Source organism: Roseivirga sp. 4D4 (assembly GCF_001747095.1).
Lineage (GTDB): Bacteria > Bacteroidota > Bacteroidia > Cytophagales > Cyclobacteriaceae > Roseivirga.
This window is the reverse complement of the sequence record NZ_MDGP01000001.1, coordinates 2,897,145-2,912,265: the sequence shown is the minus strand read 5'-3', so window position 1 is coordinate 2,912,265 and position 15,121 is coordinate 2,897,145. Positions and strand designations below refer to the sequence as shown.

19 protein-coding genes are annotated in these 15,121 nt (G+C 41.4%); 12 read left to right on the top strand and 7 right to left on the bottom strand.

Translation table 11 applies throughout. The features are described 5' to 3' along the window. Nucleotides 1-3 precede the first annotated feature (3 nt). The 6 genes from BFP97_RS12895 to BFP97_RS12875 all read right to left on the bottom strand — a co-directional run bounded on the left by BFP97_RS12895 (nt 4) and on the right by BFP97_RS12875 (nt 3,811). Nucleotides 4-864 (bottom strand): DUF350 domain-containing protein, encoded by an 861-nt coding sequence (locus BFP97_RS12895; RefSeq protein ID WP_069842817.1) that lies wholly within the window; start codon nt 862-864, stop codon nt 4-6. Between the two features lie 24 nt (nt 865-888). Beyond that, entirely contained in the window at nt 889-1,650 is a 762-nt protein-coding gene (locus BFP97_RS12890; RefSeq protein WP_083262548.1) for a hypothetical protein, read from the bottom strand. A gap of 79 nt (nt 1,651-1,729) precedes the next feature. Then, entirely contained in the window at nt 1,730-2,275 is a 546-nt protein-coding gene (locus BFP97_RS12885; protein ID WP_069842815.1) for a DUF4178 domain-containing protein, read from the bottom strand. 167 nt (nt 2,276-2,442) lie between these two features. Then, nucleotides 2,443-2,658 (bottom strand): hypothetical protein, encoded by a 216-nt coding sequence (locus BFP97_RS20655; protein WP_139135299.1) that lies wholly within the window; start codon nt 2,656-2,658, stop codon nt 2,443-2,445. Nucleotides 2,659-2,696: 38 nt separating this feature from the next. Beyond that, on the bottom strand, nt 2,697-3,404 hold the full coding sequence (locus BFP97_RS12880; protein ID WP_069842814.1) for a PspA/IM30 family protein: 708 nt from the start codon (nt 3,402-3,404) through the stop codon (nt 2,697-2,699). An 11-nt stretch (nt 3,405-3,415) separates the two neighbouring features. Further along, nucleotides 3,416-3,811: a YbjN domain-containing protein gene (locus BFP97_RS12875; protein WP_069842813.1), complete on the bottom strand. Its 396-nt coding sequence runs from the start codon at nt 3,809-3,811 to the stop codon at nt 3,416-3,418. 234 nt (nt 3,812-4,045) lie between these two features. On the opposite strand from BFP97_RS12875, the gene BFP97_RS12870 reads away from it, so the two are divergent. Genes BFP97_RS12870 through BFP97_RS12850 form a run of 5 tightly spaced genes read left to right on the top strand, consistent with a single transcriptional unit; the run spans nt 4,046 to nt 7,997 of the window. Next, nucleotides 4,046-4,831 carry a helix-turn-helix domain-containing protein gene (locus BFP97_RS12870; RefSeq protein ID WP_069842812.1) on the top strand — a complete coding sequence of 262 codons (786 nt, stop codon included), beginning with the start codon at nt 4,046-4,048 and terminating at the stop codon, nt 4,829-4,831. Nucleotides 4,832-4,885: 54 nt separating this feature from the next. Then, the gene (locus BFP97_RS12865) at nt 4,886-5,167 is read left to right on the top strand and encodes an ATP-dependent Clp protease adaptor ClpS (RefSeq protein WP_069842811.1); all 282 of its coding nucleotides are present in this window, start codon (nt 4,886-4,888) and stop codon (nt 5,165-5,167) included. Nucleotides 5,168-5,193: 26 nt separating this feature from the next. Then, entirely contained in the window at nt 5,194-5,799 is a 606-nt protein-coding gene (gene recR, locus BFP97_RS12860) for a recombination mediator RecR (RefSeq protein WP_069842810.1), read from the top strand. 8 nt (nt 5,800-5,807) lie between these two features. Further along, nucleotides 5,808-7,004: a pyridoxal phosphate-dependent aminotransferase gene (locus tag BFP97_RS12855; protein WP_069842809.1), complete on the top strand. Its 1,197-nt coding sequence runs from the start codon at nt 5,808-5,810 to the stop codon at nt 7,002-7,004. Then, nucleotides 7,005-7,997 (top strand): bifunctional heptose 7-phosphate kinase/heptose 1-phosphate adenyltransferase, encoded by a 993-nt coding sequence (locus BFP97_RS12850; RefSeq protein ID WP_069842808.1) that lies wholly within the window; start codon nt 7,005-7,007, stop codon nt 7,995-7,997. Here the strand turns inward: BFP97_RS12850 and BFP97_RS12845 are convergent. Continuing rightward, a complete protein-coding gene (locus BFP97_RS12845; RefSeq protein WP_139135298.1) occupies nt 7,994-8,434 on the bottom strand; it encodes a hypothetical protein in 441 nt (146 codons plus the stop codon). The two genes, BFP97_RS12850 and BFP97_RS12845, sit on opposite strands and share 4 nt — an antisense overlap. Nucleotides 8,435-8,535: 101 nt before the next feature. Here BFP97_RS12845 and BFP97_RS12840 point away from each other — a divergent pair, with 101 nt between their 5' ends. The 7 genes from BFP97_RS12840 to BFP97_RS12810 all read left to right on the top strand — a co-directional run bounded on the left by BFP97_RS12840 (nt 8,536) and on the right by BFP97_RS12810 (nt 15,100). Beyond that, complete coding sequence (locus BFP97_RS12840; protein WP_139135297.1) at nt 8,536-9,630, top strand: sensor histidine kinase; 1,095 nt, start codon at nt 8,536-8,538, stop codon at nt 9,628-9,630. After that, nucleotides 9,627-10,400 carry a LytR/AlgR family response regulator transcription factor gene (locus BFP97_RS12835; protein WP_069842805.1) on the top strand — a complete coding sequence of 258 codons (774 nt, stop codon included), beginning with the start codon at nt 9,627-9,629 and terminating at the stop codon, nt 10,398-10,400. Before BFP97_RS12840 ends, BFP97_RS12835 begins: the two co-directional genes overlap by 4 nt. 89 nt (nt 10,401-10,489) lie before the next feature. Then, complete coding sequence (locus BFP97_RS12830; RefSeq protein WP_069842804.1) at nt 10,490-11,008, top strand: DinB family protein; 519 nt, start codon at nt 10,490-10,492, stop codon at nt 11,006-11,008. A 108-nt stretch (nt 11,009-11,116) separates the two neighbouring features. Beyond that, nucleotides 11,117-12,019, top strand: coding sequence for a DPP IV N-terminal domain-containing protein (locus tag BFP97_RS12825; protein ID WP_170827463.1), 903 nt, complete (start codon nt 11,117-11,119; stop codon nt 12,017-12,019). Nucleotides 12,020-12,052: 33 nt separating this feature from the next. Next, the gene (locus tag BFP97_RS12820) at nt 12,053-12,970 is read left to right on the top strand and encodes a DUF5050 domain-containing protein (protein ID WP_069842802.1); all 918 of its coding nucleotides are present in this window, start codon (nt 12,053-12,055) and stop codon (nt 12,968-12,970) included. Between the two features lie 65 nt (nt 12,971-13,035). Continuing rightward, on the top strand, nt 13,036-14,205 hold the full coding sequence (locus tag BFP97_RS12815; protein WP_170827462.1) for a serine hydrolase domain-containing protein: 1,170 nt from the start codon (nt 13,036-13,038) through the stop codon (nt 14,203-14,205). A 145-nt stretch (nt 14,206-14,350) separates the two neighbouring features. Continuing rightward, nucleotides 14,351-15,100 carry a hypothetical protein gene (locus tag BFP97_RS12810; RefSeq protein WP_069842800.1) on the top strand — a complete coding sequence of 250 codons (750 nt, stop codon included), beginning with the start codon at nt 14,351-14,353 and terminating at the stop codon, nt 15,098-15,100. Nucleotides 15,101-15,121: the final 21 nt, after the last annotated feature.

Below are 15,121 nucleotides of genomic sequence, written 5' to 3'. Positions count from 1 at the left end.
GCTTTATAATGCCCAAGTAATCAGAACCGATCCACCGATATATGCAAAGGCCTCAATCAGGGCAGCTCCGTTATTTGGCTTTTCCTGATTGACAATCTCATCTGTCAGTTTCCTGCCTGGAAGTAAAATCTTGTCAGTAAGTAGTCTTGCCAGTGGTAAGAAAGCTAAGCCGATGGCTACATCAATGGCCACATCTTCAACAGTAATAATCCAGCTTTCGAAGTCATGCATCAAAGCAAACCTGATCAGGTTGGCAATAGCAATAATGGCTCCGCCCATGGCAATACCAACAGCAACATTGTCCTTCTCAATTTCGGCATGTACGTCATAGGGTGTAATGGCATCGTAAACCTTAACTGTTATGAACAGTAAGAACTGACCCAGTGCCCAATAAAGCACTCCTGTAACCAAGGGTCCGCCAAAGCCATGTCCTTCACCATGAATAGCACCCAAAACAATCAGGCCAGTAGCAACAGCATTAGCACCTTCGATTACTCCCGTACCGACATTGCGATCTTCAAGAATTTCCTTCTTGACACTGAATTTGCTCAGGACAATCTTATCGTTGATGATCAGTGAAACATTCATCAATATGATAGTCAACAGGCCATAGACGCCCATATCCATCAAATCAATTTGCCAGCCATTGGACTCGCCATAGACGGCAGCCCCCAGGGCAATGACTAAACCAATAAAGTAGCCTACATAGGCTACTGAAAAGGCAAAATTATCTTTTTCAACGAGCTCTTCGCTCACTTTAATCTTTGGGTGAAAAAGCTGATAAGCCACTTTACCGATATAGAAGAGTATAAAGGAAGCGGCTAGATATAAAACTGAGTAAAGTATTCCGTCTAAGTATTGCATAAGGTTGTTAGTCTGGGTTGAAGCTTATTTACCGAATCCTCCGCCTCTAGATCGAGAACTCGAACGACCATACCTCGATGAGGAACGTGATGTTCTTGAGGTTGAACTACTAGATCTCGAAGTTCTGCTATTGACCCTATTTTTAAAAGATGACCTGTTATTACTCCAAGTGGAGTTAGCCCTGCTTGTTCTTGTATAGTTGCTGTTGGTACCGTAGTAAGAGCTTCCGCCAGTGGTCGGGCCATAGTAGGCTCTTCCACGCCCATAGTAGTTGCCACGATAGTCATTATAGTATGACCTTCTAACCGGGTAGGTAAACATGTTGAACATGGAAGACATAAAGGCAAACTTGCCATAGAACTCCCAGAAGCTTCCGCCATCTCGTTGTACCCATTGGCCATATTTTTCGTTGCCGACATAGTTGTTATAACCCGGTGGACTTACCTCTTTCACAAGCTTTCCATCCTCACCGCGAGAGACCAACTCCATACCCATGTCATCAACATGTTGCTTGAAATAGCTCTCTGGTACTTCGAACCAGTCGGTAATCCTTTCTTCTGGCTGACCAGGAGTGGTTTCTTCAATGATTCTGTATTTATGATAGTAGTCTTCAAAGAAGTTGCCTTCGACATTCATGTCGTAAAGCATAATAGAAAAGACACGCTCGGTAGGCATGTCTCTAACAATATCATCAACAGGGTTTTTGACAAACTTATCTCTACTACCACCACAGCTCGATACTGCAATAAGTAGCAGGGCGATGATGGTTAATTTGGCGTATTTCATAAATTCTTTTGTCTTGATTAAAACGGGAAGTACGTCCAGCTCTAATGTTTTAAAGTTAAGTAAAACCTCTAAGAGGCCACTATTCGTCCGGTGTGATATTCGAAATCTCGTATGGCTTGATCACTTTGCCTGCATAGGCATCAAAATTCCGTTCATCCCACTGAGAAATTCCAAGCACAAGCGTTTCATCCTCATTTAAGTATTCATAGCTCACCAGCTCTTCCCAATCAGGGTTTTTGGCAGTGATGTCATTGAAATAGCCAGCGGAATCTTCATCCAGGTAGTAAGTAACACCTTCATAATCCAATTTGTCAGGTGCCGCTTCATTTTTTCGAATTTGCTCCCTTAGGCCATCTCCCAATTGTTGGATTTTTATCGGCTTGGTGACTGTGAGAAAAAGCTCGCCATCATTGGAAACACTAAGGAATGCAGTTTCGTCACCTGCATCAATCTTATATTCTTTTGAAAAGACGTTCTTTCCCCAGTCGTATTGATAGACCTCTTTGACCACCCAACTCTTAAGATTGTAGTCAAATACAAAACCTTCATCCAAGTCTGCTACGCTGAGATTGGTGACATCATATGCTGGTTCTTTTTTCTTCTTCAGAAAATCAAATACTCCCATGCTAATCAATAAACACTTTACGAATTAGGTAAAGAATCCCTAGTCCGATCAACAGTATGATTCCTATTTTAAAAAGAATGTTGAATACGAACCCGAAGACAAATACGATCAGTATGATCGCTAAAATGCCTTTAATTATATCTCCCATAAAACTTAAACTTCTCATCTCACTGATAAATAAAATATTGACTGATGTGTAACGAAATAGCCGTCATGGCTGTGCTATAAAAAGCAGGAACCAGAATCGCTTTTTTCGTTGCTTTTCTTAATCGATTACTCAAATGGGTGGGTCTACCACTTACTTGCCAAACCGATAGAAGTGCTACTACAACACCAATAGCGAGGCTGACATATCTTGAGTTTTTTGACTTTTGGGTAATCATGACCGTGATTATTTTTTGGTTGAAGAACTAAGAATGGATTACTCCATTCCTAGTTTATTTTTTAAGGCAGCTAGGCTGTCAGCAGCTTTTGCTTGACTTTCGCCACCCTCTAATGCTTTATCGATTTCATCATCGATAGACTTGCTCTCATTAGCAATTTCTCCATAAGACTGAGCCAGCGCTTCGTCTTGTGCAACCTTATCCTTCATGCGCTCAAGCATAGTCACCGTACTAGATGAGTCGATTTGAGCCATCTGCTTATTCAGCTTTTTTGTGGCTTGACTTACTTTAACGCGAGCTTTCAAAGTTTTCAGTTCGTTTTCGTACTTACTGATAGTCGCTCTGATCTTTTTAACATTCTGATCTAGCTGACCGATGTTAGTTTCGAAACGATTTACTTCTTCTTGTGATCTTGTCGCGTGTTCTAGCTCTTCTTCTTTTTTGACTAAAGCTTCGCTTGCAAGTCTGTCTGCTTCAGATGCATCGATGTCGCCATTCTGAGCCTTCTTCAATAATAACATGGCTTTGTTTTCATAATCTTTAGCCTTGCTTTTAGAAGTCTGAAGATCATTTTTAGAGCGTATTGCCATGGCCTTTACTTCAGCCAAAGCTTTTAAGCTTTCGTCAAGGTCCTTCTTAAGGTCTCTGATGCCCTGCTCTGTTAATTTTATTGGATTTTCTAATTGGTCTAATGCAGAATGTGCTTCTGCCTGGCCCATTTTAAACATTCTCTTGAATACGTTCATATCTATATTTTTTATTTTTCTGCAACAGCTATTAATTGTTCTGAGTATTCACTCAGTAATAAGGCTAATGAATTAAAAGAAGCCTCTAGTTCGTTCAAATCAAGGTTTTCTAATTGAAGAGTATCCCTGAAGATTACGCGTTTTCCGCTTTCGTCAATAACAAAGGCACCATGTACGATATCTCTGTTTTTCTGAAGTAAGTGGAGGTATGTTTCGGCTGAAGTATCTGCTAGGTTTACTAGAGATTGCTCTATAATAAGTAGAGGTTCTTCTATGCCTAAAACAAGGTTTTTAATTCCGTCCTCTTCACTTTCTATGACCATCAAACCATCTGCCTCATCTTCCATGAGTATGGCATAGTCGAGATCTGTGATGTAGTTTTTAACTTTCTGAAAGTAGTTATCCATTTTTTTGAGTTGATTTTATTGTCTGTTATCTGATAACATCAAATTTAAAGATTTAAGCTTATCTTAAGTTTAGAGATTTGCCAGAATTGGAGGTGCTCTAAAACTTGTGAATTGATGCCTTGAAGGCGTATTTTTAATCATGACCGTTTATGTTTTGAATTAATTACTCTATGTTTACGGAACAAATATGCAAAAAGTTTTAGATATGCTCAAAAAATTAGCAATTATTTTTTCATGTCATACGTAGGTCAGAATATAAAGCGCATTAGAGCTGTTAGAAAGCTATCTCAGGCGAAATTTGCCGAATTATTTAATTTGGCCCGACCTAGTGTTGGGGCCTATGAAGAGGGTAGATCTGAACCAAAAATTCAGACTTTGATAGAAATTGCTCATTATTTTGGCTTATCTATTGATGTCTTGTTGACTAAGGAATTGACGGTAAACGATCTCTACAGTTTCAATCTCGTGAACCAAAAACTAGATGCGCTGCATCAGGGAGTTCCTGCCCCTAAGCAAACCAGTAAGGCAAGTTTGGTACTTCAGGCCCAACAGTTGAATTACATTGTCAATTATCAGAAACGAGATTACCTGGAGTCGCTGCCCAAATGTGAATTGCCTTTTACTGGCAAGGGGGTACAGAGGTTGTTCGAAATGGCGGGTGATCATATGGTGGTGGATCAGCAAGGGATTCACCATGGGGATTTCCTATTCTGTGAGAAGATGGACATCGGTGGCAGAAGTGAAAGTCACGTTGGTAATGTACTTCTGGTAGTGACTAAAGAGGTAGTGGCGGTTGGAAGATTAGAAACACTGGAGGGATTTGAGCTTGCTGCGGATAACCCAGGTTTCAAAACGATCAATATTGATGAATCTTCAATTCAGGAGTTGTGGCTGGTCAAAGGGAAGTTGAGCACACACTTGAATTCACCTAAGAAAATCGAAGAGAAGGTCCATTCGGTAGAAGAGCAACTTAAAGCATTGATGCAGCGAATGGAGAATATTGAGCAAAGGAACCAATAGTATTGCAGTGGCGTCTGAGCTTAAATTTTATTAAATTTGTCAAAATTCTGAGCGATGCATTTGAATTACCAGGAAGAAGAGGCGGTTGAGTTAATGGAAGTGGCAGTTGATGATGACCTTTGTGATTTGGTCGTGTTCAATGATGATGTCAATACTTTTGAACACGTAATTAATACCTTGATTAAGATTTGTAATCATTCTGCTGAACAGGCTGAACAATGTACTCTTCTCATTCATTACAAAGGAAAATGCACTGTTAAATCAGGTTCCTTCACAGAATTACGTCCTATGTGCGAAAACATTTTGGATGCTGGCATTACTGCCACGGTCATGTGATTTACTTTTAATCCGCTGAAAAGACTTTGAATTTCCCTCCCAAACTTGTCGAAAACGCAATCGAGGAGATATCTAAACTGCCAGGCATTGGTAAAAAGACTGCATTAAGGTTAGTCCTCCATCTTCTGAAACAAGATAAGATCACCACAAGTCATTTGTCTGAAGCGCTCAATCGCTTGAGAGAAGACACGCAATATTGCAGCACCTGTCACATAATTTCAGATACGACCGATTGTACTTGTAAAACCATCAAGAGAGAATTGACTACCATTTGTGTAGTTCAGGATACCCCAGATGTGATTGCTATCGAAAACACTGCTCAATATAGGGGGCTGTACCATGTACTCGGTGGTGTAATTTCTCCCATTGAAGGGATTGGTCCCGAGGAACTAAATATTGATACTTTAATAAAAAGGGTAAAAGATAGTGAGCCAAAAATAGAAGAAGTAATTTTGGCACTAAATCCTACAATGGAGGGTGATACCACAGCATTTTACTTGACCAAGAAACTCAAGGAATTTGAAGTGAAAGTGACTTCCATTGCAAGGGGTATACCGATCGGTGGGGAGCTTGAATTTGCCGATGAGGTAACCTTAGGAAGAAGTATTATGACGAGAACAACATACGAATAAGTCCGAATATGGAAATGCTTTCAGATCGTATCAAAAACATGGCGGAGTCGGCTACTTTGGCTATGGCCGCAAAAGCTAGAGAATATAAAGCCAGAGGAATCAATGTCATCAGTTTGAGTTTAGGGGAACCAGACTTCAAGACACCCAAGCACATTCAGCAAGGAGCCAAAGATGCGATTGATGAAGGTAAATACTTTGCCTATCCACCGGTGAATGGATACCTGGATGTAAGACAGGCGATTTCTGAGAAATTCAAAAGAGAGAACGGCTTGGACTATGCGGCTGATCAAATTGTGATCTCCAATGGAGCCAAGCAATCCATCGCCAATGTATTTCAGGCCCTTATCAATGAAGGAGATGAGGTGGTTGTGTTCGCACCGTTTTGGGTGAGCTATTCAGCCCTGATTGAATTAGCAGGTGGTGTGCCGGTATATGTAAATGGAAGTATCGATTCAGACTTCAAAGTGACGGCTGACCAACTGGCCGCTGCGATTACACCAAGAACAAAAGCATTAATCTTTTCATCGCCCTGTAACCCGACAGGTTCGGTATTTACCAAAGAGGAGTTACTTGCCTTATCAGAGGTAATCCTGAAGCATGAAAACCTTGTGGTGATTGCGGATGAGATTTACGAGCATATTAACTATACAGGTGCACACGCCAGTATAGGCGCACTGCCTGGTATGAATGACCGAACTGTTACGGTCAATGGAATGGCCAAAGGTTTTGCCATGACAGGCTGGCGCGTTGGTTATATTGGTGCTCCGCTTTGGTTAGCTAAAGCTTGTAACAAAGTGCAAGGCCAGTTCACTTCGGCCAACTGTGGTATTGCCCAACGTGCAGCATATACCGCACTTACTTCGGACTTAGGGCCTACTCATGAAATGAGTAAGGAATACCTTCGTAGAAGAAACTTCGTGAAGGATCTTTTAGATGACATTCCTGGTTTTAAAACGAATATTCCTCAAGGCGCATTCTACTTCTTCCCTGATATTAGTGCCTATTTTGGTAAGTCTGACGGAGAAACGACTATTAACAATGCTAGCGATCTGAGCATGTACATCTTGGATCATGCACATGTATCGGTGGTAACAGGAGAGGCATTCGGAGACCCCAATTGTATTAGGCTCTCCTACGCGGCCTCAGAGGAAGACTTAAGAGAGGCTATCAAGAGAATTAAAAAAGCCCTGGCTAAACTTTCATAAATGACTTTTTCAGACGCTAATTCACTTTTTGAAGCATTCAGTAAACTGAAAATCCTCGTGATCGGTGACGTGATGGTGGATTCCTATGTTTTCGGTGGGGTTTCCAGAATTTCTCCCGAGGCTCCCGTGCCGGTGGTTTTAGCGAATAATAAAGATAAGCGACTCGGAGGGGCTGCAAATGTGGCTTTGAATGTCCAAGCCTTGGGCGCTACTCCAATACCCTGCGCTATCGTGGGTGATGACATCGATGGCGAGTTCTTTTTAAAAAGACTTAAGGAAAGGGGAATCCCAGGCAAAGGAGTAATCGTCAGTACGGATCGTCAAACCACGGTTAAAGAAAGAGTGCTGTCTGGAGCACACCAGTTACTGAGAATAGATTATGAAACTGACAAAGCACTTACAGCCATTGAGCAAAAGAGTCTGCTGGCGCATATCAAGAATCTTCTTCCAGAATGCGATGCTGTAATCTTTGAAGATTACGATAAAGGAGTTATCAATAAGACAATCATTTCCGAGACCATAGCCGAAGCGAATAGGCTGGGTATACCAACTGTAGTAGACCCGAAGAAGAGAAACTTCCTAGACTATAAAGGAGCGACACTATTTAAACCCAATTTGAAAGAATTGAGGGAAGGGCTCAAAATTGATTGCGATCCAACTGATCTGGAGTCAGTAAAGGCGGGTGCCAAGGCCCTACAAGAAACATTGGATGCAAAAATGGTAATGGTGACCCTTTCTGAACATGGTGTTTTCATTAAGGATAATGGAGATACGCATTTGATTCCGGCACATATCCGCCAGATCTCCGATGTTTCAGGAGCTGGTGATACCGTGATTAGTATAGTGGCTTGCGGCCTAGCTGCAGGACTTGATGCAAAACGCACAGCAGCATTAGCCAACTTGGGCGGAGGTTTGGTTTGCGAACATGTCGGTGTTGTGCCAGTCGAAAAGGAAGACCTTAAGAAAGAGATCGAGAAATTCGATCTACTTTAATCAGTAACAAAGGCGGCTACTACTATCGACTGATCTAAAGTGTAGCTTTCATCATTTATACAAAACTCAGTACAAGTCAGATAAACCTCCTCACCCGGTGTGAGGATAAATTGATTGGCTATATAGGGTAATGTATTAGGTATCGAAAAAGCGGTTTTTACTACAACTCTGATGGTCTGATCGGTACTCTTGTTTTTGATAAAGGTCTTTTCTCCGCAGTTTTCTGATTCACACTCGCCTTTGTTGTTAAGTACTATGAATGCTTTGGCTTCCTGATTGAAGTCATCTTCATGCCATTCAATGCGGTTAGCATAGTCTTCAAACATAAGGTCATAGAACTCCCGATAAGTTAGTGCAGAGATATCTGTCTGTTCCTTGGTCTGGCCGCACGATAACAACAGGAGTGGAATACTTAGAATGGTGAGAGATCTTAACATGGTTCTTAGGTTTGGTCACATTCTGTTCCGTTAATCAACTGCGAAACATTAGTATTGAATTACGTTAGTACTTTTGTTTGGTTAATGCGAGTGAATGAATCTTGAAAATATCGATTAATCCATATAACAAGTTATCCATTGGGATGAAATGGTTGTTTTTGGGAGCAACGGTAATTTCAGCTTTGGTGATTCTAGAAGACTATGCCACATATGTAGTCAGTGGATTCAACTATGAATACAGCTGGTTTGCAGTACCGGTCAAGGCAGTGACCAATTATTTTGCCTGGATTCTGTTTGCTCCAATCATTGATTGGCAATCTTATCAAGTCGTATTAATAAAAAATACCGATCGGTATAAAAATCTATTCCTTATTACTCTTTTGAGTTTGATTCTGGCATTCGCCCATAGGTTTTTATCCACTATCGCTTTTGACGGGATTTATTTTTTCAAATCAGGCTTTATGGCCAGCCCCTTAAGCGAGAAAAATCTTCAACTGCTGTTTTCTGGTACATTGACAAGTCTAATTCAGTGTTGGATTTTAATTGGCCTTTTTGTGGCGATAAGATACTATAGGCAGTACTTAGAAAAGCAGCGTGAATTGAATATGGCACAACTCAAGGCGCTTAAGATGCAGCTGCATCCCCATTTCTTATTTAATACTTTGCATTCCATTTCTTCCTTGATTGACATCAATCCAAAGGATGCACAAAAGATGACGTCTAGGTTAGGTCAACTCATGCGCAGCACCTTGGATCATGAGAGAAAACAGGAGGCCAGTTTGGCCGAAGAGGTCGAGTATATTCAAAACTACCTCGGTATTGAGCATGTTAGATTTCAAGATCGACTTGAAATACACTACGACATTGAAGAGGCTGCAATGAATGCTACGTTGCCATACCTGATTTTGCAACCAATTGTTGAGAACGCCATAAAGCACGGGATAAAGGATATGCAAGAGGGAGGAGCCATTCAGTTATCAGCGAAAGTTTCTGACGACCGTGTTGTCATTACAATTCAGGATAATGGCGAAGGAGTTTCGAATGACAATTCTGGATCAGGAATTGGACTTAGTATTGTCTTTAAGAGGCTGTCTCAGTTTTATCAGAACGATTTTGAACTGGAAAGTGGTCAGTTAGAAGGAGCCGGCTATAAGGTAGAGATGAATTTGCCTTTTCTCAAGTTTCAACAGCTATGAACATAAAAGCCGTTATCGTAGATGATGAATTTTTGGCGCGTCAACGCATTCTTAAGTTATTGGAGGTGCATGATGATATTGAAGTGGTGGCCGAGGCTAAGAATGCGGAGCAGGCCATTGATGTTATCCAAGAGCGAGAGCCTGATCTACTGTTTCTTGATATTCAAATGCCAGGCCAGGACGGGTTCTATGTACTCCGTAAGCTCAACCTCAAAAGGCTTCCTATCATCATTTTCACCACAGCCTATGATCAGTTTGCCTTGGATGCTTTTCAGGTAAACGCACTCGATTATCTATTAAAGCCATTTGAGCAAGAGCGGTTTGACGAATCAGTTATCAGGGCAAAGGATCAACTGAAACTTGAAAGAACTTCGGTTTATAACAAGCATGTCCAAAACCTTATTGATTCAGTTGCACAGCATGATGAGGTCCTCAAGACCTTCAAACTGAAAGACAAGGGCAGAGCGTTTTACGTCAAAGTAGATGATGTGCAGTTTTTAGAGGCAGCTGGAAACTACGTTGTGCTCCACACCAGCGACCAACAATATGTCTATCGGGCTACTATGAATCAAATGGAGAATTCTCTGGACAAGGAGGAGTTTTTACGGATTCATAGGTCCTTTCTAGTCAATCGAAGATTTGTAAAGTCTTATCAGTACTTAACAGGTAATGAGTTCAGCTTTACAATGAAGAATGGTAAGGACCTTCGATCGGCCAAAAGTCAGAAGCCTTTGATCACCCAGTTCATGGATTTGTACTTCACCAAGTAGTCAATCATCCCAAACTATTCTGATCGTCCCATCCAGAATCACTTGCTACTTTTCTGGCCGTAAGTTCATGGTGTAACAGAAGAAATATCATGAAAAAACTCAACAAAATTTTTTTAGTCCTTTGCCTAATAGCAATAGGAAGCCTTAACACAAAGGCACAGGGAATAAAGCAATCAGATTTGGCTGGAGCTTGGCAAAACATGACCAATATGTTCCTTACGACAACCAAGGCTATGCCTGCTGAACACTTTACTTTTCAACCAACAAAAGAGGTAGCGTCATTTGGCGGTTTGGTAGGTCATACGATAGGGGCGAATTATCTATTTGGCCCCACAGTGAATGCCCCTAAGGTAGATAGGCCTTCTTTCGATGATTCGAATAAAAAAGATGTAGTGGCAGCTATGGAAGCCTCTTTCAAGTACATCAACGATGCTATTGCCAATCTAAGTGATAGCGATTTGAGTCAGGAAGTAGACTGGTTTGGTAGCAAAATGCCGAGACTCAAAGCCATTCTATCTCTGACCGATCATATCGAAAGAGAGTATGGTAAAGTGATAACCTACGCCAGATTAAAAGGTGTGACACCTGCTGGCGGAAGAGGGTGGTAAACTTGAAAATTAGAAATCAAAAGCAACATGGATGGTTGAATTTGATGGGTCTTCAAGCCCTAGGCTTGTGGCCCATCAATGCCGACTGACTACAAAAGCTCATATCATATGAGGGTGATAAAACCAGCTTGTAAAAAGCTTATTGTGATGGTAGTGTCTTTTATACTTTTTGAAAGCGCATCGGCTCAAGAATATCCTGTGATATTCACTTCGCAAAAGAAAGGAGGGAATGATGAACTTGTCATTCGCTACAACGAAAAGCAAGTTCAGTTGACCTATCATTCGGCTAAGGATAGCAGCCCTCACTTGAGTCCGGACGGTCGAAATATCGTTTTTACTTCTGAGCGAGTAGGATGGTGGAAAATTTGGTCTTATGACCTTCAGACAGGCAAAACTACACAGCTTACAAAAGGTCGGGCTGCTGACTACTCTCCCATGTATTCTCCTGCAGGTAAAGAAATCATATTTACATCAGGCAGGGGTGGCAAGTCTGATTTGTATATAATGAATCTTGACGGTTCTGAGGTAAGAAACCTTACCAATTCATCAGCATCAGAAGGAGCTGCCTATTGGGCTAAAGATGGCTTTATATACTACTCAGCAAACGAGACGGGTCGTTATCAATTGATGCGAATAAAGCCAGATGGTACTGGCAAAGAGCACCTTTCGGATGGTACGGCTGACGATCTGGACCCCGAACTTTCTCCTGATGGAAAACAGCTGGTTTACTACTCCTATAAATTTGGCAACCCAGAAATCTGCGTAATGAGCCTAGATACCAAAGAGGTGATTAGGTTAACCAATAATCCATTGCTAGACATCAGGCCATCTTGGGCCCCAAACGGGGAAAGCATTGTTTTTGAAAGGGGAAATAAGAAAGACAATCAGCAAATATTCATTATCAATCGAGATGGATCAGGAGAGAAGCAACTGACTTTTAGTGGATATAATTACGCACCTGTCTTCATGAACAACTTGGGTGATATGAGTCGCATTAAAACTGAGAAATAGATGCCCACTAATCGGACCTCAAATTGAAGACTAATGAAAAGAAAAAATACATATCTGGAATTTATCAGCTTGGGATTCATCTTGATGATTACCCTTAGCTTGAGAGTAAATGGACAGTCTGCCACTATGGTGTATGCTGCCAAGTCAGGAAGAAATGTAGATATCTGGAAGTGTGATATCAATGGGAGACAGAGAGTCAAGCTTACATCCTATAGCGGTCCAGATTATACACCGACAATTTCTCCAGATGGCAAAACGATTGCCTATACTACTTATGAATATGGTGGGCACCGAATTGCCTTGATGTCTACTGACGGAAGTAATAAGAGAAGGTTGCTGCCACAATCAGAAGGCTATAACCTTGATCCAAGTTGGTCTCCAGATGGAAGCGAAATAGCTTATTTCACAAATTACCGTGGCTATTGGCAGATTTTTAAATACAACCTTTTGACTAAGCAGAAAACCAGACTTTCTGATATTGGTAACACATCAGAAAGGAGTCCTGCGTTCTCCCCTGATGGTAAGAAAATTGCCTTTCAGTCCATCAGAGATGGAAATTGGGAGATATACGTGATGAATACTGATGGAAGCAACCATAAAAGGCTTACGAATAATAAGTTCGATGATTTTAGACCTTCATGGTCACCTGATGGAAGTAAAATAGTTTTTGGCTCTAGGAATAATAATCAAATGGACATTTATATTATCAAGGCTGATGGTTCTGGGCTGAAAAACTTAACGAATGGTAAGCCACAAGTATTACCAGGTAATGGTGAGTCACACAAAGATGATATGAGTCCAGTTTTTACACCAGATGGTAAGCTTATCATATGGTCTTCCGGTATGCTTGGAAAAGGCGTAGATATTTACTCGATGAAACCAGATGGTAGTGATTTAAAGAAGTTTATTGCTACCCAAGCTGATGAAGGTTACCCAGCCTTTTCCAAATAGTCTGCAGGATATCACGTTGGCTTACAGCACTTCGTACACTTTACATAATGATAAGAGCAAGTGAAATGAAGGTTAGAATTGTAATACCCTCTGTCAAAGCGGGGTGGTTTTTTTCAATGGTATTTACGCTGTTCTTTAGCTGTTCTGCTACTGGGCAAGATCACTGGAGAGAATTTGACTCCTCCGTAGAAAAACTGATTCTAGATGAAGTTGGAGCCGGTGCCGAAATTTATATTGAAAGGGCTGGTACCAAGATTTATCACAGGGCTTTTGGCTTTTCCGACCCTGAATTGAAGGTAAAGTCTCAAATTGGCGACATCTATAATATTCGTTCGATGACTAAACCTATGGCGGGTGCGATCGCTGAAATTCTGTTTGAAAGGAATGAGCTATCTCCAGATGATCTGGTTTCAAAATATCTGCCTGAATTTGGACATGGTAAGACAAAGGGTTTAACCATAGAGCATTTACTCCTACATCGTGGAGGCTATACACAAGGTCAGCCAGGGAAATCCTGGACTCGGTACAATAGCCTTAAAGAAATGGTAGACTACTGGGCTGATAATGACCCGACCGGAAAAGTCGGAGGCACTTGGTCCTATGCAGATGCCCACTCAGATATTTTTGCTCGCGTTGCTGAGGTTGTTACAGGGCTTTCTGCTCAAGAGTTGCTTGAAGATTATTTGATTGGACCTTTGCGGATGACCTCAAGTTTTGCGGCATGGACTTCAAAGGATAAATTGGTCAAAAGAATCGTTCCACAATTGAGAGGTAAAAAGGGTGATTGGAAAGTGGTTTGGAGGGCTGAGGATTATCCATGGCATAAGTTTGCCATGTTTGCGCAGAGTGTTTACTCAACAGCGGAGGACTATGCCAAGTTTGCCCGACTCTACATGCCTAAAAGGTCGAGTAACCTCTCACAAGTGATTTCCAATAACTCAGTGAAACGTGCATTTAGTAATCGCCAATTGATCAATGTTACTCCTCAGCTTTTTCCTTTGGCAGGAAAACGAGAATTCACCTATGGTCATTTTTGGGGAATGGCCTTTAACGATCTTGAAGATGAATGGCCTGAAGTGTTTCTCCATCGAGGTAGCGATGGTACCAGCATACATGGTTTCCCAGCAAAGGGTATCATAATTGTGGTCATGACCCAATCCAGAGGTTCTAATTTGCCGAACAACATTGAGTCTGCTATTCAGGAGATCATTATTCCAGAGCTGAGTAATTATTAGGTCATACCTCGAAAGTTGTTGGTTTTCACCATATCTAGGGCATTTGGAATTCGGTAGATTGTTTCGTCACAAAGATTGCTAGTTATCAATAGTTATTGTGTTCCAAAATTGAATCACCATAGTTTTGTCAAAAATGAAGTCCTCTATGAAACGCGTTGCTTTTTTCTGCATAATCATATTGAGTTTTACGGCTTGCACCTCAGGGAGTGATGAGATAGATAAAGAGTGGTTAGGACGCCCGGTAGACTTTGCCAGTATTCGAGAGGTTACTAATACCTATCACATGTTCAATGCAGATGGTGACAAGATGGGTTCGATGATTTTTGGGACCTTCTTTGAAGATGGTCAATTGGTGGCGAGGGACACCTCACAGTTTGATGACGGCAGTGTATATGAAGAAGCTGAGTTTAGGTTTGATACCACAAGCTTTACCATGCAATCGACCTTCATTGACATGAAAACTTCGAACAGTCAGTTTGTTACAAAGCTGACGATGGAAGGATCGTCTGTGAAGGGTCAGGCAGAAATTAGAGCTAATGATTCCACCAGGGTTGTGCCAATCGACCAAAGCCTTGGCTATGATATTGTCAGAAGTGAGCTTTATATGCTGATTCAAACACTTTCGATCGAAGCTGAGGATACGCTCAAATTTAAGGCTTTAGTGCCCTCTAGTTTGCGCTTATCTGAGGCCTCTCTGACATACGATTCAAGCGAGTCCATTCATACAGAGGTGGGTGTTTTCGATTGTGATGTTCTCATCCTAAATACAGATGGTAATATGCCGAGCAACAAGATTTGGGTGAGTCGAGAATCACCAAGACAGATTGTGAATTTCGAAGTGCCAGGCGCTGCTTTGGTTATCCAACTCGTTGCTCAAAGAAGTTCGAAGGAATGATATGTCAATCTTAATCTATCT